This is a genomic window from Nocardia sp. NPDC024068 (assembly GCF_040638875.1).
Taxonomy (GTDB): domain Bacteria; phylum Actinomycetota; class Actinomycetes; order Mycobacteriales; family Mycobacteriaceae; genus Nocardia.
The window spans coordinates 1-22800 of record NZ_JBEZYU010000073.1 but is presented as its reverse complement, the minus strand read 5'-3'; the positions used below and the strand labels follow the sequence as shown (position 1 = coordinate 22800).

Here is a 22800-nt window from a genome sequence, read left to right as displayed (position 1 = left end):
GTTCATCAACGGCGGCGAGCATGTGAGCGTCCCGGAGATCTCGACCGGCCTGTCGCTGTCCATACCGGTCGGCGAAGCCGCGAGTCTCGAGGGCTGAACGACGACGCACAAGGGGGCCGAAACCCCGCGCGCGCCAGCGCGCCAAAAACGCAGCCAACTATTCAGTCGACTCGTAGCGCATGCTGTTCTCCGAGCGGCAGATCTCGTCGATTCCGGTGACGATATCGTTCAGCTGCTCCGACGGCAGAGCGTAGGGCCGCAGCCGGCAGGTGAAGGTGATGAGCCCGTGGTCGGCTTCCGGGAGATTGTGGGCGGCCGATTCGGCCCGCAGGTATTCCGAGCGCACACCGTAGGTCATGGCGGAGATGACCGTGAAGCAGCCCGTGCGTTCGCGGTGTCCGTTGAACAGATCGTGCAGCCGGTAGAACACCGACGTGTAGTTGGACAGCGGCGCGAACACCCCCACCCGATAGGCGGGGCCCCGCTCCGACGAGCTGATGACCGTATCCGCCAGATATTCGGCGTCGCGCAGCGTGAGGACCTTGGGCGTGAACATGACCGCGCCCGCGGCGGCGTTGCGGACGGGCATACCGGCTTTACCGCCGGTGGCCGAGGCGATGGCGCCCAGCGATTTACGGGCCCGGCTGCCGACTTCGCGGCGGGCCCGCAGTGACCGGGTGGGGGCGGTGGGGTAGAGGCTCGACCATTGGCCGAAACGTACTGTGCCGAGTTGTACCTGACCGGCGCCGACCGGGCGCGACACTTTCAGGGGCGCGGTGTCGACCCAGCGGCCTACCTGCAGGACCGCGTCCCGGGGGCGGCTGACCTCGGTGTGGGCGTAGTCGACGAAACTGTCGAAGTCGAGGAATCGATGCGAATCGGTGGACAGCCAGGTGTTGTCCTTGTCGATATCGACGGTGTCGAGGGTGAGTGCGGTGATGATGCCGGCCCGCCCGCCGGCGCCCAGGATCCGGTGGAATCGCTCGGTGTGGTGCGTGCGGCCGCAGGTGCCGATCCGGCCGTCGGTGTCGACGTATTCGAGGTCGGCGATCTGGTCGATGAACAGCCCGTAGCGGTGCGAGGAGGTGCTGACGCCGCCGACCGAGGCGAAACCTCCGGCGGTGATATCGCGGTGATCGCCGACGACCGGTAGGCCCAGTCCGTGTGCGGCGAGGCGGCGGTCGATATCGGAGAGCCGCGCCCCGGCCTGCACCCGTACGGTCCGCCGGCCGAGGTTGAGGTCGAGGATCGCGTTCATCCGGCGCAGCGACACCACGGTCTGCTGATCGGGCAGGGAGAGCCCGTCGGTGGCGGGATCGCCGCCGTGAACGGTGAGCGGCCTGGCCTGATCCCGGGAATTCCGCACGGTGCGAACGACATCCGCGGTGTCGCGAGGAAGGTACTCGGCGGGGGCAACGATGTGCGGCGTGCTCATGGCACGAAAGCTAACCACAGCGCGGCGGCGCTGGCGATATCGATTCACCGATCGAATCCCGCCCATCTGCCCGATGGTGTGTGACCTGCGGCTTCTGCGTGGTTCCGTCCGGGGTGGCGAGTGTGCCGGGCAGCGCGCCCGCCTGTTGCTGCCGGGAAGTGTAGCGCCGGAGGCGGGGGCCGGTCGACCATATTCGGAAGTGTCGCAGGCCGAGTTGAACGGTGGGTCGCGCCCATTCACCGAGAGGGACAATTCCGGCCCGGCAGGAGCTGCCGGGATCAGCGGGCGAGCAGCCGCAGGCGCTGACCGACCACTTCCACCCAGTTCACCTGTTCGAAGGTGGCGAACTCGACCCGGATCGCGTCCATGACATCGCGGCCGGGCGCGAACATGAGGGCCCGTTTATCCGCCTCGAGGACCACGTACATTCCGTGCGGTTCGGCAAGGAACGTCACCTCCAGCTGGTTGAGTCCCGGGAACTGCGGGGAGGGCCCGAATTCGATCTCCTGGAAGAACGGCAGCCGGTGCGGGATCCGGTCCACGCGACCCGCCTCCACGTCGGCATGACGCAATCCGAATCCCCAGGCCTCCACCGCGGCCAGCAGGACATGTTGTGGCGGCAGGGCACCGACCCCGATGGGATCGGTATCGGCGGCGTCGAATCCGCCGTCCACATCGACCCGGGTGCGCACCGCTACGGCTGTTCCGGGGAGGTGGCGGCCGTTGTAGAAGGTGATCGGCGTCTCCCACGGCGCGACCAGCTCGAACTGTCCCTCCAGCGGATGCCCGGGCACGAGTTCGAACGGGCCGAATACCGGCTGCCGGGCGAAGGGCAGATCGACGAGACGCTCGCCGTCCTCGTATTCGCGTTCGGCCCGGGTGATGAACTCCACGGCGACACCGTTGATCCGCGCCGGACGGTCCTGGCAGCGCATCCGGATCACTCCGCGCACCGGTTGCCCGGGCTGGACGCCCGGCGTGAACAACTCGGTCTCCACCTCCACGGTGTTCGTGCCCAGCGAGCCCAGCAGTGATGTGAACATTCCGAGTCTCCCTCCGCCCCGCCCGCGAGTCCCGAACTCGCCGTGGGTTACCGGGTCCACAGCGTAGACCTAAACCCGCACCGATGTATCAGGTGGCCCGGTAGGGTGGTCAGAATTGCTGGGCGCCTGCGTAATCCGGTGTCGTGGGTGCGATGGAGGGGTCGGTGTGTCGAATATCGAACAGCGGATCGACTGGGCCGTCGATTGGTTGCACCGCAGCCAGCTCGGCGATCGCGGGGGCGGCGCCGGGTGGGGCTGGGTGTCCGATGTGCCGCCGAATCCGCAGAACACCGCGGAGGCAGTGGTCGCGTTGACGGCCGCGCGCCGCCCGGTACCGCGCGCCGACGAGGTGCTGACCCTGGTGCGGCGCGATGTCGTGGATACCGACAGCGGCGCATGGGAGTTCCGCTCACCCATCGATCTGTCCTGGCGGCTGCGGGCCCTGAACTGCCTGGGTGCCCCGCCCACGGATCCCGCGGTGGCGGGGTGCCTGCGTGAACTGCTGGCGAAACGGGACCCGGACACCCGGGGCTGGCGGTTGTCGGGTCCGGTGGGCCCGGTATCGCTGACCGCCACCACCGCCGCACTGCACGCTCTGGCGGATCTGGCGGCCGGAGACGAGACCGCGGCCGCCGCGCTGCTGCACGGAACATCGTTGGTGGTCTCGCTGATCCTGGACGAGGATCCGCGGACCCAGCCCATGTACACGTGCGCCTACACCGCACTGCTGCTGTCGCGGCCGGAGATCGCGGCGGTGGGTGGTAAACGGGTGGACCGGGTCCGGGCGATGACGGTCGAACGCATGCTGCACGGCTTGCGGCAGGGTGAGGCGAGGGTGGAGGAGGAGCCGTTCCGGCGCGGCCCGGTCGCCGATACCTGGCGGCATCTGAGCCTGCATCTGGCGGTGGCCGCGGTGGTCACCGCGGACGAGCGCGCGGTATTCGATCCGGGGGTGCGCCGCGGCCTGGTGGAACTGCTGGAACTGCAGGAGACACAGGACCTGTCCGCGGCCCGTGGCGGATTCCGCACCTCCACCGAGGGGTTCGTGACGTCCTACGCCACCGTCCAGGGGCTGGCGGCCATGGACGCGGTCCGGCGCATGGTCAACGACCGGGTCAACCCGGCGACCGTATTCGACATGATCTGCCGTGAGCAGGGTGTGCATCCGCGTGACGCCCAGGAGGTGGTGGGCTTCCAGGGACGCTCGGTGCTGATGAACAACGACGCCGGGGCGATGACCCTGGCCGCGGCGGTACCCGCCGGCCTCACCATCGCCCTGCTGGCCATCCTGTTCGCCGACGATCTCGGGGTGGTGGTCAGCCGCTCTCTGGTCGTCTGGGGTTCGTTCTTCGTGGCGATGGGGACCTTCACCGGGATTGCGACCCGGCTGCCCTCGGTACCGAAGGGTCGCACGGCGGCGGCGGTGTTCGCGGCCTACACCGCTGTCATCCTGCCGGTCGTCACCTTCCTGCTCTCGTGAACGGCACCGGCCGCGGGCTGGTGTTGCTGATCGCGGCCACCAGTCTGTGGGGTGCGTCGAGCGCCGGAATCGCCGGTGTCGGAGCCGCGGGGTTCGCGGCCGCGCCGGTGGCCGCGGGCGGCGGGCTGGCGCTGCTGGCGTTCACGGCATTACGCGGTGCGCGCCCGTGGCGGGACTTCCGTGATGCGCCGGGACTGTTCCTGCGGCTCGGCGCCCTCGAGGTGCTGAACCTGGTCTGTTACGTCGCCGCATTGCATATCGGGCCGCTACCGGTGGTGGTGGCGCTGCATCTCACGGCGCCGGTGCTGATGATCATCACGCAGATCCTGCGGGGGCGGCGGGTGGTCACCGTCGCCGTTGTCGCCGAACTCGTGGCCGTGGGGGCGGCGATCTGGCTGGTCGCGGGGAACCAACCGGCCGATACTGCCCTCGGCCCGGCCCTGGCCGGATGTGCGCTCGCGGTGGCCAGCGCAGCCTGTGTCGCCGGTCTGATCACGCTGGTGGTGCGGGAGTCGGCGGACCGGCCCAGCGGTCCGGCGGCCGGGCTGCAATTGCTCACTGCGTCGGTGCTGGGGGCGCCGCTGCTCGGCTGGGCGGTATTCGCCGGGGCGGGGCCCTCGGCGGCGCAATCCGTCGCGCTGGCAGCGATCGGTGCGCTGCTGCTGGGCCCGGGTTTCGCCTGCTACTGGCTGGCGCTTCGCGACCTGAACGAGGTCACGGCGGGACTGGTGGGGTTGAACGAGGCGGTGGTGGCGACGCTGGCGGGTGCGGCGGTGGTGGGCGCCGATATCACCGGGGCGACCCTGCTGGCCGGAGCTCTCGTACTCGGGGCCGTAGGGCTGGAACTCGGTAACCCGGGTCGCTTTCGTGCGCCGTCTTGACGAATGCGGCGCAGGCGGCGAAATCCTTGTCTCCGGCGGCGGTTTCGACACCGCTGTTGACGTCGACCCCGAACGGGCGCACGGCTTCGATCGCCTCGTCGACGTTATCGGAATTCAGGCCCCCGGCCAGGATCACCGGCCGGCCGATCCCGGCGAGCTCACGCACGATACGGGCACTGAGCGACCAATCGTGGGTACGGCCGGTACCGCCGAGCCGGTCGGCGGTGCGCGAGTCCAGCAGGACTGCGTCGCAGTCCGCGGCCACAGTGCGGGCGGTGGCGAGGGAGTCCGGTCCGGTGACGTGGACCGCCCGGACGATGGTACGGCCGTGGGCGGCGCCGTGCACCGCGCGCAAGGTGTCGCGATCCACCAGACCGTGCACCTGGATGATATCGACGTCGACCCGGTCGGCGAGATCGAGGATGGCGTGGGCATCCTCGAGATGGGTGACCAGGACCCGGTTCACGAACGGGGGAGTGATGACTGACAGCTGGGCGGCCGCCTCCGCTGTCAGTACATCCTCGCTGTAATGGGTTGTCCCGGAGATGAATCCGACGGCATCGGCGCCGGCATCCACCGCCGTGTCCAGGTCCGCCCGGGACCGGATACCGCAGATCTTCGCACGAACCGTCATCGGACCATGGTACGCGCCGGCCTCAGCCGGCGGCGGACTCCGGGATACGCGGTGTATGTGATGCCGGGCCCGAGGGCACGCCCTTCTTCAGGCTGGCCGCGTAGACGTCCACGTACTCCTGGCCGGACATGCGCATCAGCTCGTACATGACCTCGTCGGTGACCGCGCGCTCGACGAAGCGGTTACCGCTCATACCCTCGTAGCGGGAGAAATCGATCGGTTTGCCGAACTTCACCGTGACCTTGCGCCGCTTCCAGCGGAAGCGTCCGGGAGGGCTCACCTCGTCGGTGCCGACGACCGCGACCGGGATGACCGGGACGCCGGTTTCCAGCGCGAGTCGCGCCATACCGGTCTTGCCCTTGTAGAGGCGGCCGTCGGGGGAGCGGGTGCCTTCGGGGTAGAGACCGACCAGGCGACCCTCGTCGAGGAGGGTGCGCGCCGCGAGGAGCGCGTCCTCGGCGGCGGAGGCGCCGCTGCGGTCGATCGGGTACTGGCCGCTGGCGCTGAAGAAGAACTTCTGCAGCCGGCCTTTGAGCCCGGGCGTGGTGAAGTATTCGGCCTTGGCGAGGTAGTTGATCCGGCGGGGACTGGACAGCGGGGCGAAGAGCCAATCCGCGATGGAGAGATGGTTTCCCGCCATGATGGCCGCGCCCTCGGCCGGGATGTTCTCCACGCCCTCCACCTCGGGCCGGTTGTAGAAGTGAATGAACGGACCCAGCAGCACGAACTTAAGCAGCCAGTAGAACATGACGTCCTTATCTCCGGGAACCGGGATGGAATGTTGTGGAATACCTCTCGGGGCCGACTCTACCGCTGGTTACAGATCACATCCAACCCGCCGCGGAATCTCACTCACACCTTTCCCGACGCACTTCACCAGTGCGTTTCACCGATGTGAACGAATTACGACGGCTCGGATCCCGTCGCGCGGACGCATTTCGGCACGGTCGGCCCCGAAGCATCGCCGCAGGTCAGTGCCCGGCGATCAGCGCGGTGCGGGCCAGTTCCGCGGCGCCGACCATACCGGCCGCCTCGCCCAGCTGGGTCGTGCGGATCCGGGCCAGCGGGCGATGCCCGTGTCCGGTGACCGCCGCCGCGTACTCCTCGCGCGCCTCGTCCAGGAACAGTGGGGCCGAACTGCTCACCCCACCCGCGATCACCACCAGATCGGGGTCGAAGATATCGCCCACGAACGCCAGGCCCAGCCCGAGCCAGCGGGCGAAATCGGCCATCACCCGGACCGCCAGCGGATCGCCGTCATGGGCCGCGTCGGCCACCCGCCGCCCGGTGAGCGCGCCGGGATCGGCCACGATATCCCGGGCCAGCGCAGACGGTTCCGCATCGGTCCCGACCAGTTCTATCGCGGTCTCGGCCAGCGCCGTTCCACTGCAGTAACGCTCCCAGCAGCCCTGTTTTCCGCAGCCGCAGTCCCGCCCCTGGGGCACCACCTGCAGGTGCCCGAGTTCCGGCGCGACCCCGTAGGTGCCCCGATACAGGTGCCCGTCGATCAGCAGGGCCGCTCCGATCCCGGTGCCGATGGCAACCAGCACCACGTTGTGACCGCCCGCGGCCGCCCCGAACCGGTATTCGGCCCATATGGCGGCGTTGGCGTCGTGTTCGAGCAGGACGGGCAGCCCGAGCCGCTCGGTCAGTCGTTTCGCGACCGGAGCATCGCGCCAGGGCAGATGCGGGGCGAACCGGACGGTGCTGCGGTCCTGGGAGACGAATCCCGCGACGGCCAGCCCGACCGCGTCGAGGGTGTGCCGCCGGGCGAGTTCGCGGACTGCCCGATCCAGTGCCGATTCGAGGGCGGCGGCCGAATGCGGGGTGGGGCACTGCACCGTTTCGAGCACCGATCCCGTGCTGTCGACCACGGACGCCCGGATGTTGGTCCCACCGATATCGATCCCGACGGTCAGTGGGCTGCCCGATCCGGAGGCGGTCATTGTTTGATGTTCACGGGTATGCCGACATAGCGCGACTTCCCGGCCGTCCCCGCTCCCGGGCCCGGGGCTCCGGTGTTTTCCGCGGCGCCGGCCGATCCCGGTGCGGCCCGGTCCTCGGCTGCCGGCTCCGATCCGGCGGTATGCCCGGGCGTGGCAGCCGATTCCGGGTGGTGATGGTCGTGGGCCGCCAGTGGGCCCACCGGTACGCCCGCGAGCGCCTCGCGCAGCACCGTGACGATCGCGGTGCCGTGCGTCGCGACCGCCGCCAGCACCTCGTGATGCTCACCGCGTACCAGCGCGGCGGCGGCGCAGACCGGGCACCAGGTGCAGCTGCTCCATTCGGGCAGATCCTCGGACGCGGCCGCCCGCAACACCGGTTCCACTCGTTCGAGTACGGCCTCGGCGAGCAGGCGGAGCTCGTCGGCGAATTCGGCGATGCCGTCCGGCTGCCGATAGTGGGTTCCGGTCACTGCGGCCACTCCTGCGGGTCGGGGCGGAAACGGACAACGAGGTATCCGTCGTCGAGTTCGGCGGCACTGACGGTACAGCGACGCAGTACCGGTGCCAGGCGTAGGCGGCGGCGAACCCCGTCGGCGCCCACGATGAGATCGTCGTCCACCCGGCCCAGGCGGAGGGTGGCCGGATCGGCGACCGGCAGCGGGATGCGCAGCGCGTACACCGATTGCAGGCCGCTGCCCGACTCCAAGCGCACCGCGGGCCCGGCGGCGGTCGTGCCGACCCCCGGCGCGTGATCGGGGCCGGTCCCGTCGTGGATGCCGGCGCGGCCCGGGCCGGCCTCGTGGCGGATGGAACGAGTCGCATCGCCGCGCTCGGGCGGCTTCCCGTAGCCGGGAGCCGGCGCCGCGGCCACGCACGACAGCGCCGCCAGTGGCCCGATTCCCACGGGTTCGGCCCCGGTATGCCCGGCGACCAGTACCGGGACCTCCGGCATCGATCGGCGCAGGCCCTCGATGACGTCGAGTTGTTCGGCGTAGCGGTGCAGATACCAGTGCACCGCCGGATGTTGCGGTTCCGGGCCCGGTGCCGGCACCGGCGGCAGCACCTTGTTCACCACCACCGCCTCCAACCGCAGTCCGAGCAGCGCCGTCGCCGACCGCACCCGCGCCGATTCGGCCACCGCGACCCGCTCGGGAAGGGCGATCAGCCGGGCGGCGGTGCGGTCCCGGTCCGCCAGCAGGTCGCGGACCTCGGTGACCGCCGCGACGATCCGCTGCACTGTGGCCGCCAGCACGGCCCTGCGCAGATCGGCTCCGGCGGCGCTCATCATCCGCCGATGCGGCGGCCAGACCCGGTCCAGATATCCGAGCACCGTCTCGGGCGCCGTGACGATTCGCAGCATATCGGCGGTGGGCGGGCAATCGAGCACGATCACATCCCACTCGTCGTCGGCGGCGTACTGTGCGACCTCCACCAGCATCAGCAGTTCCTGCACGCCCGGCAGGCCGGTCAGTTCGGCCGGATCCAGGGCGGCCAGATCGATGCCGTGCTCATGCCCGGTATCGGCGCGCAGCAGATCGGACACCGTGCGGAACCGGTCCTCGAGCAGTGCCAGCGAATCGAGCTCGATCACCTCGAGTCCCGGCACCACCCGGGTGATCCCGGGAACCGCGCCCGCGTCGTGCGCGAACCGGAACCCCAGCGCGTCGCCCAGCGAATGCGCCTGATCCAGCGACGCCAACAGGACGCGGCGCCCGTCGCGGGCGCATCGCATCGCATGTGCGCAGGCCAGGGTCGTTTTTCCGACCCCGCCCTTGCCGACGAACAGTTCGATACGCGTGCGCGGTCGCGCGTTGCGAGAACCGGCGCGACGGTCGCCGGTGTGGCCCGGCCCGGTCAGCCTTCGACCCGTTTCTTCAGTTCTTTGAGCGCGGTATCGGTGATCACCTTCTCCGCCTTGCGTTTGAACATGCCGATCATCGGAATGGTCAGGTCCACGGTCAGTTCATAGCGCACCTCGGTGCCGCCGTCAGGTTGCTCGACGAGTTCGTAGCGCCCCTCTTGCGCCTTCTGCAACTCGCCGCTCACCAGAGTCCAGCTCACAGCCCGATCGCCGGGTTGCCAGGTATAGGACAGAACGTAGGTGTCCTTGACCACGCCGGCGTCCAATACGAACCGGGCGGTGCGCGCGCGACCGTCCGGTCCGGACTCCAGCACCTCCACGGACTTGGCCGCCGATACCCATTCCGGGTAGGACGCCAGATCGGCGATAACAGACATCACCTGCCGCGCGGGTGCCGCGATGACGATCGATCTCTGGGTCCGGTCGGCCATAGGTTCTCAGGGGTTCCTTTCGGCGGTGCGGTACGGGTTACGTCAGTTCTCGCGCGGGTCGACACCGGCCGGCCGGTCGCCTTCGAGACGATCCTTGATCTCGAAGGACATGACCTTGCCCGCCACCCGGCGTGCCCGGTTCGCCGCGGCCAGCTTGCGCGGCGTCAGCGGCTGCGGTGGTTCGGCGTGCAGGAAGTAGTGCAGGATCACCCCGTCCAGCGAAGGCTCCAGCCATACTTCCATGGTGCCGGATAGTGCCCCCCGCACCGACCAGCGAATTCCCTTGTCGCCACGGTCTTCCCGGACATCCAGTTCGAGATCCGGCCACCAGCCCCGCCACCTGCTCGGGGCGGCCAGCACCGCCGCCACCGCGTCGCCCGGGGCGGCGAGAAATGTTTGGTCCGCGACCTGGATACTGCTCACCCGCGTGAGTTTATGGCGCGGGAGTCCGAACCCGGGACACCAGGGGCCACGAGCGCCGCCTAAATATATCCGCGCAGGCGGGTGCCCAGGGTGTCCCAGCGCCATTGGCGTTCGATCCAGGCCCGGCCGGCGGCGCCCATGGCGGCGGCGCGGTCGGGGTCGGCGAGGATATCGGCGATCGCTTCGGCGACATGGTCGGCGCGCCGGCCGTCGACCACCCGGCCGGTTTCGCCGTCGAGAACGGTTTCCGGTGCGCCGCCGGAGTTTCCGGCCACCACCGGGACGCCGGTCGCCGAGGCCTCCAGGTAGACGATGCCGAGACCTTCGACGTCCAGGCCCGCGCCGCGGGTGCGTGCGGGCATGGCGAAGACATCGGCGAGGGTGTGGTGGGCCGCGAGTTCCGCCGACGGGACGCGTCCGGTGAACACCACGTCGTCGGCAACGCCCAGGGCTTCGGCGAGTCCGCGCAGCCTGTCTTCGTAGGGGCCGCTGCCCGCGATGACCAGGACCGCACCCGGAATCCGTTCCCGGATCCGGCGCATCGCGACGAGCAGGACGTCCTGGCCTTTGCGCGGTACGAGCCGGGACAGGCACAGCACGGTGGGCCGGTCGCCGAGGCCGTAGCGTTCGCGGAGTTCGGCGCGGGCGGCGGGGTCGGGGCGGAAGGTGTCGGTATCGACGCCGGGGGGCAGGTATTCCAGGGCGGCGTTCGGTCCGAACGCGGCGGCGAACCGGCCGCGGGTGTATTTGCTGACGTAGGTGACGATATCGGTCTGTTCGCCGATGACCCGCAGCGCTTGCCGCGCCGCGGGCAGCATCGACCATCCGACCTCGTGGCCGTGGGTGCTGGCGACGATCCGTTCGGCACCGGCCCGGCGCAGGAGCGGGGAGAGCAGTGCGAGGGGCGCGGCGGCGCCGAACCACACCGATTCGCACCCCTCGGCGCGCATGACTTTGCGGGCCCGCCGCGCGACCGCCGGGGTCGGCAGCATCAGGGTGGTGGGGTGCCGGACCACCTGGAAGCGCTGGTTCGCGTCGAAGCGGGTATGGCTGTCACCGCGCCACCGGGGTGCGTAGACGACCAGGTCGTCCGGGGGAAGCTGCCCGGCCAGCGCCTGCAGATACGACTGGATACCTCCCGGCCGTGGCGGGAAATCATTGGTAACCAGCAGAGTTCGAGCCATGCGATCCACAGTATTGGCGAGGTGCGGTGGCCGGCGCTCCGGGGCTCAGTACCGGCGGGCCGAGTGGTACGGGGTGGAATCCATCGGGGCGACGGCCACCGGCACTCCGAAGGTGGACGCGTGCAGCATCAGGCCGTTGCCTGCGTAGATGCCGACGTGGGAGATCTCGTCGTAGAAGAAGACCACGTCGCCGGGCTGTAGTTCGGACCGGTCGACGGGCGTGCCGTAGGCGGCCTGCGCCGAACTGGTGCGCGGGACCTGCTTGCCGACCTGTGCGAACGCCCACTGCACCAGACCCGAGCAGTCGAATTGGTCGGGGCCGGTGGCGCCCCAGACATAGGGGTCGCCGACGCGGGTGAGGCCCGCGGCCAGGGCGCTGGTACCGCTACCGGGTACGAGATCCCGGAGCAGGGTGTCGCGGTCGAATCCGGGCGGGAAGGGCGACCCGGCGAGGGCGTTGCGGTCGGCCGTGGACAGGGCGCCCCAGGCCTCGATGACCTTGGCCACCGCGTTCTGCAGATCCGTTTGTTTGCGCTGCACGTCGCCGCGGACGGCGTTGGCCTGGTCGGCGGCGGTGCGGGCGGTATCGGCGGCGGCGCGGGCCGCCGATTGCGCGGCGGTCGCGGCGTCGGTGGCACGTTTGTACTGCTTGAGCTGATCGGCGGTTTGCGCGGTCACCACGTCGAGCGTCGACATCTGGTCCAGCAGTTGCTGGGGGGAGTCGCTGACCAGCACCGAGAACATGCGGTTGGTCCGGGCGCCCTGGTAGGCGGCGATGGCGGTGCGGTCGATCATCGGCCGGTACTTGGCGACCTCGTTGCGCGCCGCGTCCACCGCCGCGGTGGCGTCGGCGACCTTGGCGTCGGCGTCGCGCTGCACGGCGAGTTTCGCGTCGAGGTCGGCCTGGGTGGTGAGGGCCTGCTGGTTGAGCTGTTCGGCCTGCCGGGACAGGTCGATCATCTGCTGGACCGCTTCACCGGCCGAGGCGGGCATGGGGGCGGGGTCGGCCCCGGCGGGGCCGCCGCCGTACAGGGCCGCCGCGAGGAGTCCGGCGGCGAGGACGGTGCGGCCGGGCCTTCGGTCCCGTCCACGGTTCCGATGACTCCGCTGATCTGTTGCCACGGCCTGCCGTGCCCCGCTCTCGTTGTGACGCCTTGTGCGATGAAGCCCGTGAAGGTCTCGATTAGATTACGGAACGCCCCGTGGGGTGTCCAGTACGGCGCGGCCGGTCATGTCCGCCCGCGCGTAGGACCTTCCCACGGGGCGTGGAGTCAGTAGCGGACGGCCCCCGCGACCGGCATGGAGGAGATCGGTGCCACCCGGACGGGGGTGCCGGAGGTGGAGGCGTGCACGACGTTCCCGTCACCGGCGTAGAGGCCGGAGTGGCCGCCGCCGTAGAAGGACAGGACATCGCCGGGCTGCAGATCGTTCATCGAGACGGGCGCGCCCTGGGACAGCTGGGCATCGCTGGTGCGGGGTAGTTCACGCCCGGCCTGTCTATACGACCACTGCACCAGGCCGGAGCAGTCGAAGGCGTCCGGTCCGGCGGCGCCGTAGACGTAGGGCGATCCGACCTTCGACAGCGCCGCGTCGAGGGCGAGTTCGCCGGCGGTCTTGGTGGGGGTGATGAACGGGGGCGCGATGCCCGCGGATCCGGGCGCCTCGACCCCGGGGATGCCGCCGGGGATCTGGATCTCGTTGGGAATCTCGAAGGTTCCCACGCCGTGGATGGTCACCGGCTGGGCGGCGGCCGGGGCGGCGGGGAGCAGGAACGCGCCCAGGGTGGCAGCGCCTACGGCTCCGGTTGCGGCAACGCGCCGCGCCTGTCGCGAGACGGTGGTGAACGCCATGATGCGGTCCTTTCGATCTCCCCGCCCGGCCCACCGGCTCTGGTGCGCCGAACTCCGCGAGGTCTCGAAAAGATTACGAACGGATCACGGTGGTTTGTAAAGTCTCCGGCCTCCGCGAAAGTCCGGGTCTCAGTTTCCGGCGGGCAAATTGTGCGAGAGAAATCACAGGCGCGGCCGAGATTGCACCCCGGTTACGTCCGGGTGAGCCGAGGTGTCGTGATCGGGTGTTCCGCGCGCCGCCCGGCGCGGCATTGATCTTGTTTTCCGCAGCTCGAGCGGGAGCGTGTCCGTCGATGGACAATGGCGCCGGTGTGCCCGGACGAATCGTTTGCCCCCGGCCGGTTTCCCGGTTTTGGGCCCTCCGACCATTTTCCGGATATTCAGGCAATTACATAGCTAATACACATCGTGTGTGAACTGACGCACAGTTGGGTGGTAAGGGTGGGAGCGGCTGGGAACGCGCGGGGTCGGCGCCGGCGGCGTCCGGGAGATATCGATCCGGTCACGCGAAGTTGTCGGACCCGGCCCGTACTCTGCCCGCCGTGTCCGAAGCCCAGCCGCTGCCCGCCCGGCAGCTGGCGTTCGACCAGCTCGACACCCCGCTCTACGACACCACCTTCGTGGTCGTCGACCTCGAGACCACCGGAACCAGGTCGGCCGAGGACGCCATCACCGAGATCGGAGCGGTGAAGGTCCGCGGCGGCGAGGTGCTCGGTGAATTCGCCACCCTCGTCGATCCCGGGCGCGCCATACCGCCCGCGGTCGTGCAGATCACCGGGATCACCACCGCGATGGTGCGGGCCGCGCCTCCCATCGAGGCCGTCCTGCCCGGATTCCTGGAGTTCGCCGCCGGCGCGGTACTGGTCGCGCACAACGCGCGATTCGATATCGCCTTCCTGAAAGCCGCGGCCATGCGATGCGACACCCCCTGGCCGCGCGCGCAGGTGGTGTGCACCGTTCGGCTGGCCCGCCGGGTCCTCGGCAGGGACGAGGCCCCCTCGGTGCGCCTCGGTGCCCTCGCCCCGCTGCTAGGCGCGAGCACCACCCCCACCCACCGTGCCCTCGACGACGCCAGGGCCACCGTGGACGTCCTGCACGCGCTCATCGGGCGGGTCGGCAACCAGGGCGTGCACAGCCTCACCGAGCTGATCGACTATCTGCCGGAGGTCACCGCCGATCAGCGGGCCAAACGCACTCTCGCCGCGTCGCTGCCGGCCGCCCCCGGGGTCTATCTGTTCCGCGGTCCGTCCGACGAAGTCCTCTATATAGGGACGGCGGTGAATCTGCGCCGCCGGGTCCGCGGCTATTTCACCGGCTCGGAGACCCGGGGCCGGATCCGCGAGATGGTACGGCTGGCCACCCGGGTCGACCATGTGGTCTGCGCGCACGGCCTCGAGGCCGGGGTGCGCGAACTGCGGCTGCTCGGCGCCCACGCCCCGCCGTACAACCGGCGCTCGAAATTTCCGAAACGGGTCTGGTGGATCGCGCTCACCGCCGAAGCCTTTCCCCGGCTGACCGTGGTCCGTGACCCGGCCGGCGCGGCGGTGGGCCCCTTCCACGCCCGGGCCGCGGCCGCCGATATCGCCGCTACCCTCGCCGAGTACTGCGGACTGCGCACCTGCACCACCCGGCTGGCACGGTCCGCACTGCACACCTGCGTGCCCGAGGCCGTGGGCGGGTGCCCGGCCGCCGCTCCGGCGCCCCGCCCTGCCGCCGCGTACGCCGGCGCCCCGGCAGCCGCCCGCGCCCTGTTCGCCGGCGCCGACGACGGCCCGATCCGGGTGATGCTCGCCCGGATCGAGCAGTACGCCACCGCGGAGCAATACGAAGCCGCGGCCCGCCTGCGCGACCGCGCCGCCGCCGTCATCCGCGCCCTGCGCCGTACCCAGCGGCTCGCCGCGCTCGCCCGGGTCCCCGAACTGATCGCCGCGCACCCCGATGGCGCGGGCGGCTGGGAATTCTCGGTGATCCGCTACGGCCGCCTCGCGGGCGCGGGGACCGCGCCCCGCCGGGTCCCGCCGATGCCGGTGGTGGAGCAGATCGTCGCCGCGGCGCAGACCGTGGTGCCCACGGGCCCGGAGGTGGCCGAGCCGCAGGGCGATATATCCCCAGCCGAACTACCGCTGGATGCGCGGTTCGCCGCGACACCGCCGCTGCGCGGCGCGCCGCCGGAGGAGACCGGGATCATCCTGCGCTGGCTGGAACGTCCCGGTGTGCGGATCGTGCGCACGGCCGAGGGATACGCCGAACCGGTCGGCGGCGCCGGCCGGTGGATCGACTGGGCCGAAGCGGCGGCCGCGGCCGCGGGCGCCGCGCGGGAAGCGACCACCTACGACGAACTACACGGCTGACGAACGGCGGTGGGTACCGGCCGCGCTGGGCTCCGCGGCGGCGCACCACGGAGGTGTTCGCAGGTCGGCACCGGGATGATGCTGTGCGGGGATCCGGGGCATGCGGATACGCATGGCCGGAGCGGATGCGGAGGTACGCCGAGGTCGGCGGGGGTGGGTGGTTGTGTGCGGGTCGGTGGCATGCGGGCGCGCACGGCCGGAGCGGATGCGGAGGTACGCCGAGGTCGGCGGGGGCGGGGTTGTGTGCGGGTCGGTGGCATGTGGGCGCGCATGGCCGGAGCGAATGCGGAGGTACGCCTAGGCTGTTCCCATGATTACCGCGATCGTGCTGATCCAGGCCGACAACGGCCGCATACCGGAAACCGCGCAGGCGGTCGCCGATACCGAGGGCGTCGCCGAGGTGTACTCCTGCGCCGGGGACGTCGATCTGATCGCGCTGGTCCGGGTTCGCGACCACGAACAGGTCGCCGAAGTGGTCACCGCGCGGATCGACAAGGTGGCCGGCGTCCAGCGCACCGTCACCCATATCGCGTTCAAATCCTATTCACGCGCCGATGTCGAAGCCGGGTTCTCGATCGGGGAGTGATCCCGGCGCGCGTTCAGTCGTCGCCCAGGGTGCGGGTGAGCGCGGCCCAGCGGTCGAGCAGGGCCGCCGCCGCACCGCTGTCGATGGCGGTGGCCGCGCGCTCGATCCCGGCGGTCAGATGGTCGTCGAGGTCGTCGGCGAGTTCCGCGCCGCGTGACAGGTCGTAGGCGGTGATCGCGGCGGCCGAGTTCACCAGCACGGCATCGCGCACCGCACCGGGGTTGCCGGCGAACACGTCCCGTGCGACCCCGGCGTTCACCTGGGCGTCCCCGCCCCGGAGCGCATCCAGGTCCACCCGGGGGATGCCGAGGCGTAGCGGGTCGATCACCGTCCGCCGCGCGGTCCCGCCGGTGACCACGTAGGCGTCGGTGACATCGGAGGTGGTGATCTCGTCCAGGCCGTCGCGTCCCCGGACCACCAGGGCGCCCGCGCCGCGATCGGCGAACACCCCGGCGATGGTTTCCAGCAGATCGTCGAACGCGCAACCGACCAGACCGGCCCGGGGCTGCGCCGGATTGGTGAGCGGGCCGAGCACGTTGAACACGGTCGGGATCCCGATCTCCTTTCGCGCCGGACCGGCGAAGCGCAGACCGGAGTGGAACAGCGGGGCGAAGCAGAACCCGATGCCCACCTCCCGGACGCAGCGGGCCACCGATTCGGGACCCAGCGCCAGTTTCACCCCGAGCGCCTCGAGGACATCCGCGCCGCCGCTCTTGGAGGTGGCGGCCCGGTTCCCGTGCTTGACTACCGGCACCCCGGCCGCCGCCACCACGATCGAGGACATCGTGGAGATGTTGACCGAACCCGATCGATCCCCGCCGGTGCCCACGATGTCCACCGCGTCGCCGTCGACCTTCACCAGACGGGCGTGCCCGAGCATGCCGCGGGCCATACCGGACAGCTCGGCCGGTGTCGGGCCCTTGATCTTCATCGCGACGCCGAACGCGGCGATCTGCGCGGAGGTGGAGTTGTCGGTGAAGATTTCGTCGATCACCCAGGTCGTATCGTCCGCGGTGAGGTCTTGTCCGTCGGCGAGGGCCCCGAGCATCTGGGGCCAGCTGCGCACGCTCATCTCAATCTCCTCGTCGCACCGATTGCGGGTGACCGAACGGTCACGCATACCCTAAACCGCGTGACCGTTTCGTCACCGCACGACATCATCGGCGCAGTTCGGGTGTTTCCCGCCGCGCGCCCGCGTGCGACACGCCGAACCTGGTCGAGAGCCTCACTGAGCCGGTGAATCCCGACACAAATGATCGAGTGGGGAACCCGACTTCGACTGTCGTACTACGAAGAGTCATACTTACCCCCGTGACGACCGCAGTAGGTACCTCAGGATCGGCCATAACCCAGCGTGTGCATTCGCTGAACCGGCCCAACATGGTCAGCGTCGGTACCATCATCTGGCTGTCCAGCGAGCTGATGTTCTTCGCCGGCCTCTTCGCGATGTACTTCGTCGCGCGCAGTCAGGCGCCCGAGTGGCCGATGCCGCCGACCGAGCTGAACATCACGCTCGCCATCCCGGTCACCGCCGTGCTGATCGCCTCGTCGTTCACCTGCCAGATGGGCGTGTTCGCGGCCGAGCGCGGTGATGTGTTCGGGCTGCGCCGCTGGTACACACTGACCTTCTTCATGGGGGCCTTCTTCGTGGCCGGTCAGGCCTACGAGTACTACCACCTGGTCGCGGAGGGGACCTCGATCGCCGGGAGCTCCTACGGTTCGGTGTTCTACATCACCACCGGCTTCCACGGTCTGCACGTCATCGGTGGTCTGATCGCCTTCCTGATGCTGCTCGCGCGTACCAAGCTGAGTAAGTTCACTCCGGCGCAGGCCACCGCCGCGATCGTCGTCTCGTACTACTGGCATTTCGTCGACATCGTCTGGATCGGGCTGTTCGCCGTGATCTATTTCGTCCAGTGACATCGGCCGGCTTCCGAGCGTCAGCGCCGGAGGAGGTAGCGCAGCGTAACCACGCAGGCGTAGCTCGGAAGCAAAACAAAGCACCGACCAGCCCGGTTCCGTCTACTCCAAAGGGACACAGATGAGTTCATCGCCCCCGACAGCGCCAGCGCCCGCCAGCGGTGGGCACGGCGAGGCCAGCAAACAGCGCAGGCAGCGCCGCGTCCGCCGACGGATAGCGGGCGGGCTCGCGCTGCTGGTGGGTCTCGTCGGAGCCGGATTCCTCGCCTCGGCGCTCACACCCGAACCGCAGGTCGCCACGGCGAACGAGGATTCGGTGGCGCTGATCCGTGAGGGCCAGCAGCTGTACGAGACCTCGTGCATCACCTGTCACGGCGCGAACCTGCAAGGTGTGCCCGACCGCGGTCCCAGCCTCATCGGCGTCGGCGAAGCGGCCGTGTACTTCCAGGTGTCGACCGGGCGTATGCCGATGACGCGTAACGAAGCGCAGGCCGAACGCAAACCCGTGAAGTTCGACGCCCACCAGACCGACGCCATCGGTGCCTATGTCGCCGCGAACGGCGGCGGACCGACCGTGATCCGCGACGCCAACGGCGAGATCGCCCAGGAGTCGCTGCGCGGCGGCGATATCGGCCGGGGTAGCGAGCTGTTCCGGATGAACTGCGCGTCCTGCCACAACTTCACCGGCCGGGGCGGCGCGCTGTCCTCGGGTAAGTTCGCCCCGCCGCTGGATCCCGCCTCCGAGCAGCAGATCTACGCCGCGATGATCACCGGCCCGCAGAACATGCCGAAATTCTCCGACCGGCAGCTCACCCCGGAAGAGAAGCGCGACATCATCGCCTACGTCAAGGACTCGGCCGAGGCCAAGACCCCCGGCGGCTGGGGCCTGGGCGGCTTCGGTCCCGCCACCGAAGGCCTCGCCATCTGGGCCATCGGCATCGTGGCGGTCGTGGGTGCGGCGATCTGGATCGGATCGAGGACTTAACAGCCATGAGTGGAGAACAGGAGCGAAACGAGATGGGTCGCCTGGACAAAGATTCCGCGGCCGCGACCCCGGCGGAACCGACCGAGGCCGAACTGGACGCGATGTCGCGGGACGAGCTGGTCGAGCTCGGTACCGCGCGCGACGGTGTAGAGGTCATCTACCGGCGCGAACGCTGGCCGGTGCCGGGAACGCGCGCGGAGAAGCGCGCCGAACGGCAGGTCGCGATGTGGTTCGCGATCTCCGGGCTGGCCGCGGCCGCGCTGGTGGGTGTGTTCCTGTTCTGGCCCTGGGAGTACAAGGGCAAAGAGGACAGCGGCCACGGCCTGTACTCGCTCGCCACCCCGCTCTACGGCCTGACCTTCGGTATCGCGATCCTGGCCATCGGTATCGCGGTGGTACTGATCCGTAAGAAGTTCATCCCCGCCGAACTGTCGGTGCAGGATCGCCACGACGGCAAATCCGCGGAGGTCGAGCGGCGCACCCTGGCCGCCGAACTGACCGACGCCCTCGACACCTCCACCCTGGGCCGCCGCAAGCTCATCACCCGCACCGCGGGCGCCGGCGTCGGCGTGCTCGGTATCGGCGCTCTGCTGGTGTTCGTCGGCGGCATGGTGAAGAACCCGTGGGCCAAGGGCGACAAATCGCCGCTGTGGGTGTCGGGCTGGACCCCGGACTTCCCGGGCGAGACCGTCTACATCCGCCGCGATACCGGCCGCCCGCAGGACATCGTGCTGGTGCGCCCGGAGGATCTGGACGCCGGCGCCATGGAGACCGTCTTCCCGTGGAAGGAATCCTGGCGCGGTGACGAGCACGCGACCCTCCAGTCGCTGCGTGGTATCCGCAACGCCGTGATGATGATCCGGCTGCGCCCCGAGGACGCGAAGAACGCGATCAAACGCAAGGGCCAGGAGAGCTTCAACTTCGGCGACTACTTCGCCTATTCGAAGATCTGCACCCACCTCGGCTGCCCGACCTCGCTGTTCGAACAGCAGACCAACCGGATCCTGTGCCCGTGCCATCAGTCGCAGTTCTCCGCGACCGAATGGGGTAAGCCGATCTTCGGTCCCGCCGCCCGGGCGCTGCCGCAGTTGCCGATCACCGTAAACTCAGAGGGGTACCTGGTCGCCAACGGTGACTTCATCGAACCCCTCGGCCCGGCCTTCTGGGAGCGTCGATCATGAGTGCTGGAAGCAAGCTCGCGGCACAAGCCAACGAGATGGACGAGCGCTACCGCGCCGCCGCCTTCGTGAAACGATCGATCAACAAGGTGTTCCCCACCCATTGGTCGTTCCTGCTGGGTGAGATCGCGCTGTACGCGTTCATCATCCTGCTGCTGTCGGGTGTGTACCTGACGCTGTACTTCGACCCCTCGATGGCCCACGTCACCTATGACGGCGCCTACCAGCCGCTGCGCGGCGTCGGTATGTCGCGGGCCTACGAGACCGCGCTGAACATCTCCTTCGAGGTGCGCGGCGGTCTGTTCGTCCGGCAGGTACACCACTGGGCGGCGCTGCTGTTCGCGGCCTCGATCATCATTCACCTGTTCCGCATCTTCTTCACCGGCGCGTTCCGCAAGCCGCGTGAGGCGAACTGGGTGATCGGCTCGCTGCTGCTGATCCTGGCCATGTTCGAGGGCTTCTTCGGATACTCGCTGCCCGACGACCTGCTGTCGGGCACCGGCCTGCGGGCGGCGTTCTCCGGTATCACCATCGGCGTTCCGGTGGTCGGCACCTGGCTGCACTGGCTGATGTTCGGCGGGGACTTCCCCGGCGAGATCATCGTTCCGCGCCTCTACATCGCTCACGTACTACTGTTGCCGGGCATCATGCTGGCACTGATCGCCGCGCACGTCGCGATCGTCTGGTACCAGAAGCACACCCAGTTCCCCGGGCCGGGACGTACCGAGAAGAATGTCGTCGGTTCCCGGATCGTGCCGGTGTTCGCCGCCGACCAGGGTGCGTTCTTCGCGTTCACCCTCGGGTTCGTCGCGCTCATGGGCGGGCTGCTGCAGATCAATCCGATCTGGAACCTCGGTCCGTACAACCCGTCGCAGGTGTCCGCCGGGTCGCAGCCGGACTTCTACATGATGTGGACCGACGGTATGGCGCGTCTGATGCCGCCGTGGGAGCTGTATCTGGGCCGCTACACCATCCCGGCGGCGTTCTGGGTGGCCCTGATCATGGGTCTGGTGTTCGCGGTGCTGGTCACCTATCCGTGGATCGAGAAGAAGCTGACCGGCGACACCGCCCGGCACAACCTGCTGCAGCGGCCGCGCGACGTTCCGGTCCGCACCGCGATCGGCGCCATGGCCATCACGTTCTACGTGGTGCTCACGCTGTCCTGCGTCAACGACATCATCGCGCTGAAGTTCGATATCTCGCTGAACGCGACCACCTGGATCGGCCGAATCGGCCTGCTGGTGGCGCCGCCGCTGGCGTACTTCCTCGCCTACCGGTTCTGCATCGGCCTGCAGCGCAGCGATCGGGCGGTGCTGGAGCACGGTATCGAGACGGGCGTCATCAAGCGACTGCCGCACGGTGAGTACATCGAGGTGCACCAGCCGCTGGGCCCGGTCGACCACCACGGCCACCCGCTGCCGCTGGAATACCAGGGTGCGGTCGTGCCGAAGAAGATGAACCAGCTCGGTTCGGCCGGGCAGCCCGGTACCGGCAGCTTCCTGCGCCCGGACCCCCGCGAAGAGAGCGAACAGCATTTCGCGACCGAGTTGGAGGAAGAGCACAAGCAGCTCGCCGTCCTCAAACGAGTGCAGGACGAAGCCGGCTCCAACGGCAACGGTCAGCACGGTCACTGATCGCACCACAGCGAAAGGCCCCCTGGAATCCAAGATCCAGGGGGCCTTTCGTATGGTGCGTCCGGGAGCGGATCAGCTCGCGCGCCGCCGCCGCGCCGACTCGATGGCCTCGAACTTGGCCAGATTGTGCCGGGCGTCGGCAAGGGCGTCATGGGCGTCCCGCGGCGGCGCCGGCAACTCAGGCCGTCCGTGGGCCTCCCAATGCTGGCGCAACTCGTTGGTGTAGCGGGGCAGCGCCGCCGGCAGATCCACCATCGAGCCCCACAGCTGGCAGAGCACCACATGGTCGTAGGCCGCCACCCAGGCCCACATCTCCGGCTGCACCGTGGGCCGGGGTACCAGAAACCGATACAGCTCATCGCGGATCTGCGTCCGGGACTTCCACAGTGGGGAAGTAGTCGGAGGAAGTTTCGGCAGCACGTTCTTGTTCACCCACGGTCCCGCCCGCCCCGCGTCGAACTCGGAGGAGACGGCGTAGAACTCGCGCCCGTCCTCGCAGACGACGCCGATCGAAACAAGATCGATAACACGACCGTCCTCGATGAACTCCGAATCGTAGAAATATCTCAAGTAGCAGGCTTCCTAGGCGGTGGGCAGACAGGTTGAGCCTACTGGGGGGTGATGTGCTGTTGCCCATCGATGGGTTGGGGCTGTTGAGCGCTTACATGAGGGTGGACGGGTGACGTTGCGCGCGGAGGTGGGGTGGGTGACGTTGCTCGTGAAGGTGGGGTGGGTGACGTTGCTCGTGAAGGTGGGGTGGGTGACGTTGCTCGTGAAGGTGGGGTGGGTGACGTTGCTCGTGAAGGTGGGGCAGGTGGCCTTGCTCGTGAAGGTGCTGTGTTTATTGGCGCGCTGGCGCGCGCGGGGTTCGGCCCTCTTGGCGTCTGCTGTCAGCCCTCGAGACTCGTGGCTTCGCCACGTGCGCTTCGAGGGCTGTGAGGTTGCCGTGCACTTCGGCTTCGGTGAGCGGGGTTTCGC

General features: G+C 69.2%; 23 protein-coding genes. 9 read left to right on the top strand and 14 right to left on the bottom strand.

All coding sequences use genetic code 11. The features are described 5' to 3' along the window. Nucleotides 1-157 precede the first annotated feature (157 nt). Both AB0F41_RS29125 and AB0F41_RS29120 read right to left on the bottom strand, forming a co-directional pair. Complete coding sequence (locus AB0F41_RS29125; protein WP_357429346.1) at nt 158-1435, bottom strand: FAD-binding oxidoreductase; 1278 nt, start codon at nt 1433-1435, stop codon at nt 158-160. 278 nt (nt 1436-1713) lie between these two features. Then, nucleotides 1714-2478 carry a sporulation protein gene (locus AB0F41_RS29120; RefSeq protein ID WP_357429344.1) on the bottom strand — a complete coding sequence of 255 codons (765 nt, stop codon included), beginning with the start codon at nt 2476-2478 and terminating at the stop codon, nt 1714-1716. A 166-nt stretch (nt 2479-2644) separates the two neighbouring features. On the opposite strand from AB0F41_RS29120, the gene AB0F41_RS29115 reads away from it, so the two are divergent. Both AB0F41_RS29115 and AB0F41_RS29110 read left to right on the top strand, forming a co-directional pair. Beyond that, nucleotides 2645-3958 (top strand): hypothetical protein, encoded by a 1314-nt coding sequence (locus AB0F41_RS29115; RefSeq protein WP_357429342.1) that lies wholly within the window; start codon nt 2645-2647, stop codon nt 3956-3958. Continuing rightward, the gene (locus tag AB0F41_RS29110; protein ID WP_357429340.1) at nt 3955-4839 is read left to right on the top strand and encodes a DMT family transporter; all 885 of its coding nucleotides are present in this window, start codon (nt 3955-3957) and stop codon (nt 4837-4839) included. The genes AB0F41_RS29115 and AB0F41_RS29110 overlap by 4 nt, the downstream gene beginning before the upstream one ends. Here AB0F41_RS29110 and AB0F41_RS29105 read toward each other — a convergent pair. The 10 genes from AB0F41_RS29105 to AB0F41_RS29060 all read right to left on the bottom strand — a co-directional run bounded on the left by AB0F41_RS29105 (nt 4748) and on the right by AB0F41_RS29060 (nt 13168). Next, nucleotides 4748-5473 carry a phosphoribosylanthranilate isomerase gene (locus AB0F41_RS29105; protein WP_357429339.1) on the bottom strand — a complete coding sequence of 242 codons (726 nt, stop codon included), beginning with the start codon at nt 5471-5473 and terminating at the stop codon, nt 4748-4750. The genes AB0F41_RS29110 and AB0F41_RS29105 overlap by 92 nt on opposite strands. Nucleotides 5474-5495: 22 nt before the next feature. Continuing rightward, complete coding sequence (locus AB0F41_RS29100; RefSeq protein WP_357429337.1) at nt 5496-6221, bottom strand: lysophospholipid acyltransferase family protein; 726 nt, start codon at nt 6219-6221, stop codon at nt 5496-5498. Between the two features lie 223 nt (nt 6222-6444). Beyond that, nucleotides 6445-7419, bottom strand: a complete 975-nt coding sequence (locus AB0F41_RS29095; RefSeq protein ID WP_357429335.1) for an ROK family glucokinase — start codon at nt 7417-7419, stop codon at nt 6445-6447. After that, on the bottom strand, nt 7416-7889 hold the full coding sequence (locus AB0F41_RS29090; RefSeq protein ID WP_357429333.1) for a hypothetical protein: 474 nt from the start codon (nt 7887-7889) through the stop codon (nt 7416-7418). Before AB0F41_RS29090 ends, AB0F41_RS29095 begins: the two co-directional genes overlap by 4 nt. Further along, nucleotides 7886-9205 carry an ArsA family ATPase gene (locus tag AB0F41_RS29085; protein WP_357429350.1) on the bottom strand — a complete coding sequence of 440 codons (1320 nt, stop codon included), beginning with the start codon at nt 9203-9205 and terminating at the stop codon, nt 7886-7888. The genes AB0F41_RS29090 and AB0F41_RS29085 overlap by 4 nt, the downstream gene beginning before the upstream one ends. A gap of 68 nt (nt 9206-9273) precedes the next feature. Further along, on the bottom strand, nt 9274-9711 hold the full coding sequence (locus tag AB0F41_RS29080) for an SRPBCC family protein (RefSeq protein ID WP_357429331.1): 438 nt from the start codon (nt 9709-9711) through the stop codon (nt 9274-9276). A 42-nt stretch (nt 9712-9753) separates the two neighbouring features. Further along, a complete protein-coding gene (locus AB0F41_RS29075) occupies nt 9754-10134 on the bottom strand; it encodes a polyketide cyclase / dehydrase and lipid transport (RefSeq protein WP_357429329.1) in 381 nt (126 codons plus the stop codon). Nucleotides 10135-10193: 59 nt separating this feature from the next. Then, the gene (locus AB0F41_RS29070) at nt 10194-11318 is read right to left on the bottom strand and encodes a glycosyltransferase family 4 protein (protein WP_357429327.1); all 1125 of its coding nucleotides are present in this window, start codon (nt 11316-11318) and stop codon (nt 10194-10196) included. Between the two features lie 45 nt (nt 11319-11363). Beyond that, nucleotides 11364-12440: an NlpC/P60 family protein gene (locus AB0F41_RS29065; RefSeq protein WP_357429325.1), complete on the bottom strand. Its 1077-nt coding sequence runs from the start codon at nt 12438-12440 to the stop codon at nt 11364-11366. Nucleotides 12441-12589: 149 nt separating this feature from the next. Continuing rightward, nucleotides 12590-13168 (bottom strand): C40 family peptidase, encoded by a 579-nt coding sequence (locus tag AB0F41_RS29060; RefSeq protein ID WP_357429323.1) that lies wholly within the window; start codon nt 13166-13168, stop codon nt 12590-12592. Between the two features lie 542 nt (nt 13169-13710). On the opposite strand from AB0F41_RS29060, the gene AB0F41_RS29055 reads away from it, so the two are divergent. Further along, the gene (locus AB0F41_RS29055; RefSeq protein WP_357429321.1) at nt 13711-15519 is read left to right on the top strand and encodes a DEDD exonuclease domain-containing protein; all 1809 of its coding nucleotides are present in this window, start codon (nt 13711-13713) and stop codon (nt 15517-15519) included. 310 nt (nt 15520-15829) lie between these two features. After that, the gene (locus AB0F41_RS29050) at nt 15830-16105 is read left to right on the top strand and encodes an Lrp/AsnC ligand binding domain-containing protein (RefSeq protein WP_357429319.1); all 276 of its coding nucleotides are present in this window, start codon (nt 15830-15832) and stop codon (nt 16103-16105) included. Nucleotides 16106-16118: 13 nt separating this feature from the next. On the opposite strand, the gene trpD is transcribed toward AB0F41_RS29050, so the two are convergent. Then, nucleotides 16119-17177 carry an anthranilate phosphoribosyltransferase gene (gene trpD / locus AB0F41_RS29045; RefSeq protein WP_357429317.1) on the bottom strand — a complete coding sequence of 353 codons (1059 nt, stop codon included), beginning with the start codon at nt 17175-17177 and terminating at the stop codon, nt 16119-16121. Between the two features lie 239 nt (nt 17178-17416). Here trpD and AB0F41_RS29040 point away from each other — a divergent pair, with 239 nt between their 5' ends. From AB0F41_RS29040 to AB0F41_RS29025, 4 genes are all read left to right on the top strand, one after another. Continuing rightward, nucleotides 17417-18025: a heme-copper oxidase subunit III gene (locus AB0F41_RS29040; protein WP_357429315.1), complete on the top strand. Its 609-nt coding sequence runs from the start codon at nt 17417-17419 to the stop codon at nt 18023-18025. Between the two features lie 121 nt (nt 18026-18146). After that, a complete protein-coding gene (locus tag AB0F41_RS29035; protein WP_357429313.1) occupies nt 18147-19010 on the top strand; it encodes a cytochrome c in 864 nt (287 codons plus the stop codon). A 32-nt stretch (nt 19011-19042) separates the two neighbouring features. Next, a complete protein-coding gene (locus AB0F41_RS29030) occupies nt 19043-20191 on the top strand; it encodes a ubiquinol-cytochrome c reductase iron-sulfur subunit (protein ID WP_357429348.1) in 1149 nt (382 codons plus the stop codon). Continuing rightward, nucleotides 20188-21822: a cytochrome bc complex cytochrome b subunit gene (locus tag AB0F41_RS29025; RefSeq protein WP_357429311.1), complete on the top strand. Its 1635-nt coding sequence runs from the start codon at nt 20188-20190 to the stop codon at nt 21820-21822. Before AB0F41_RS29030 ends, AB0F41_RS29025 begins: the two co-directional genes overlap by 4 nt. Nucleotides 21823-21894: 72 nt before the next feature. Here AB0F41_RS29025 and AB0F41_RS29020 read toward each other — a convergent pair whose 3' ends face one another. Next, on the bottom strand, nt 21895-22392 hold the full coding sequence (locus tag AB0F41_RS29020; protein WP_357429309.1) for a polyadenylate-specific 3'-exoribonuclease AS: 498 nt from the start codon (nt 22390-22392) through the stop codon (nt 21895-21897). 136 nt (nt 22393-22528) lie between these two features. Between AB0F41_RS29020 and AB0F41_RS29015 the strand changes: the two genes are divergently transcribed. Continuing rightward, nucleotides 22529-22800, top strand: a 272-nt coding sequence (locus tag AB0F41_RS29015; protein ID WP_357429307.1) for a hypothetical protein, incomplete at its 3' end; no start/stop codon positions are given.

Coding starts and splice junctions, on each gene's coding strand:
- AB0F41_RS29105 (WP_357429339.1), bottom strand. CDS start 5,473: ATGACGGTTCGTGCGAAGATCTGCGGTATCCGGTCCCGGGCGGACCTG.
- AB0F41_RS29095 (WP_357429335.1), bottom strand. CDS start 7,419: ATGACCGCCTCCGGATCGGGCAGCCCACTGACCGTCGGGATCGATATC.
- AB0F41_RS29080 (WP_357429331.1), bottom strand. CDS start 9,711: ATGGCCGACCGGACCCAGAGATCGATCGTCATCGCGGCACCCGCGCGG.
- AB0F41_RS29120 (WP_357429344.1), bottom strand. CDS start 2,478: ATGTTCACATCACTGCTGGGCTCGCTGGGCACGAACACCGTGGAGGTG.
- AB0F41_RS29035 (WP_357429313.1), top strand. CDS start 18,147: ATGAGTTCATCGCCCCCGACAGCGCCAGCGCCCGCCAGCGGTGGGCAC.
- AB0F41_RS29060 (WP_357429323.1), bottom strand. CDS start 13,168: ATGGCGTTCACCACCGTCTCGCGACAGGCGCGGCGCGTTGCCGCAACC.
- AB0F41_RS29050 (WP_357429319.1), top strand. CDS start 15,830: ATGATTACCGCGATCGTGCTGATCCAGGCCGACAACGGCCGCATACCG.
- AB0F41_RS29030 (WP_357429348.1), top strand. CDS start 19,043: ATGGGTCGCCTGGACAAAGATTCCGCGGCCGCGACCCCGGCGGAACCG.
- AB0F41_RS29025 (WP_357429311.1), top strand. CDS start 20,188: ATGAGTGCTGGAAGCAAGCTCGCGGCACAAGCCAACGAGATGGACGAG.
- AB0F41_RS29070 (WP_357429327.1), bottom strand. CDS start 11,318: ATGGCTCGAACTCTGCTGGTTACCAATGATTTCCCGCCACGGCCGGGA.
- AB0F41_RS29100 (WP_357429337.1), bottom strand. CDS start 6,221: ATGTTCTACTGGCTGCTTAAGTTCGTGCTGCTGGGTCCGTTCATTCAC.
- trpD (WP_357429317.1), bottom strand. CDS start 17,177: ATGAGCGTGCGCAGCTGGCCCCAGATGCTCGGGGCCCTCGCCGACGGA.
- AB0F41_RS29125 (WP_357429346.1), bottom strand. CDS start 1,435: ATGAGCACGCCGCACATCGTTGCCCCCGCCGAGTACCTTCCTCGCGAC.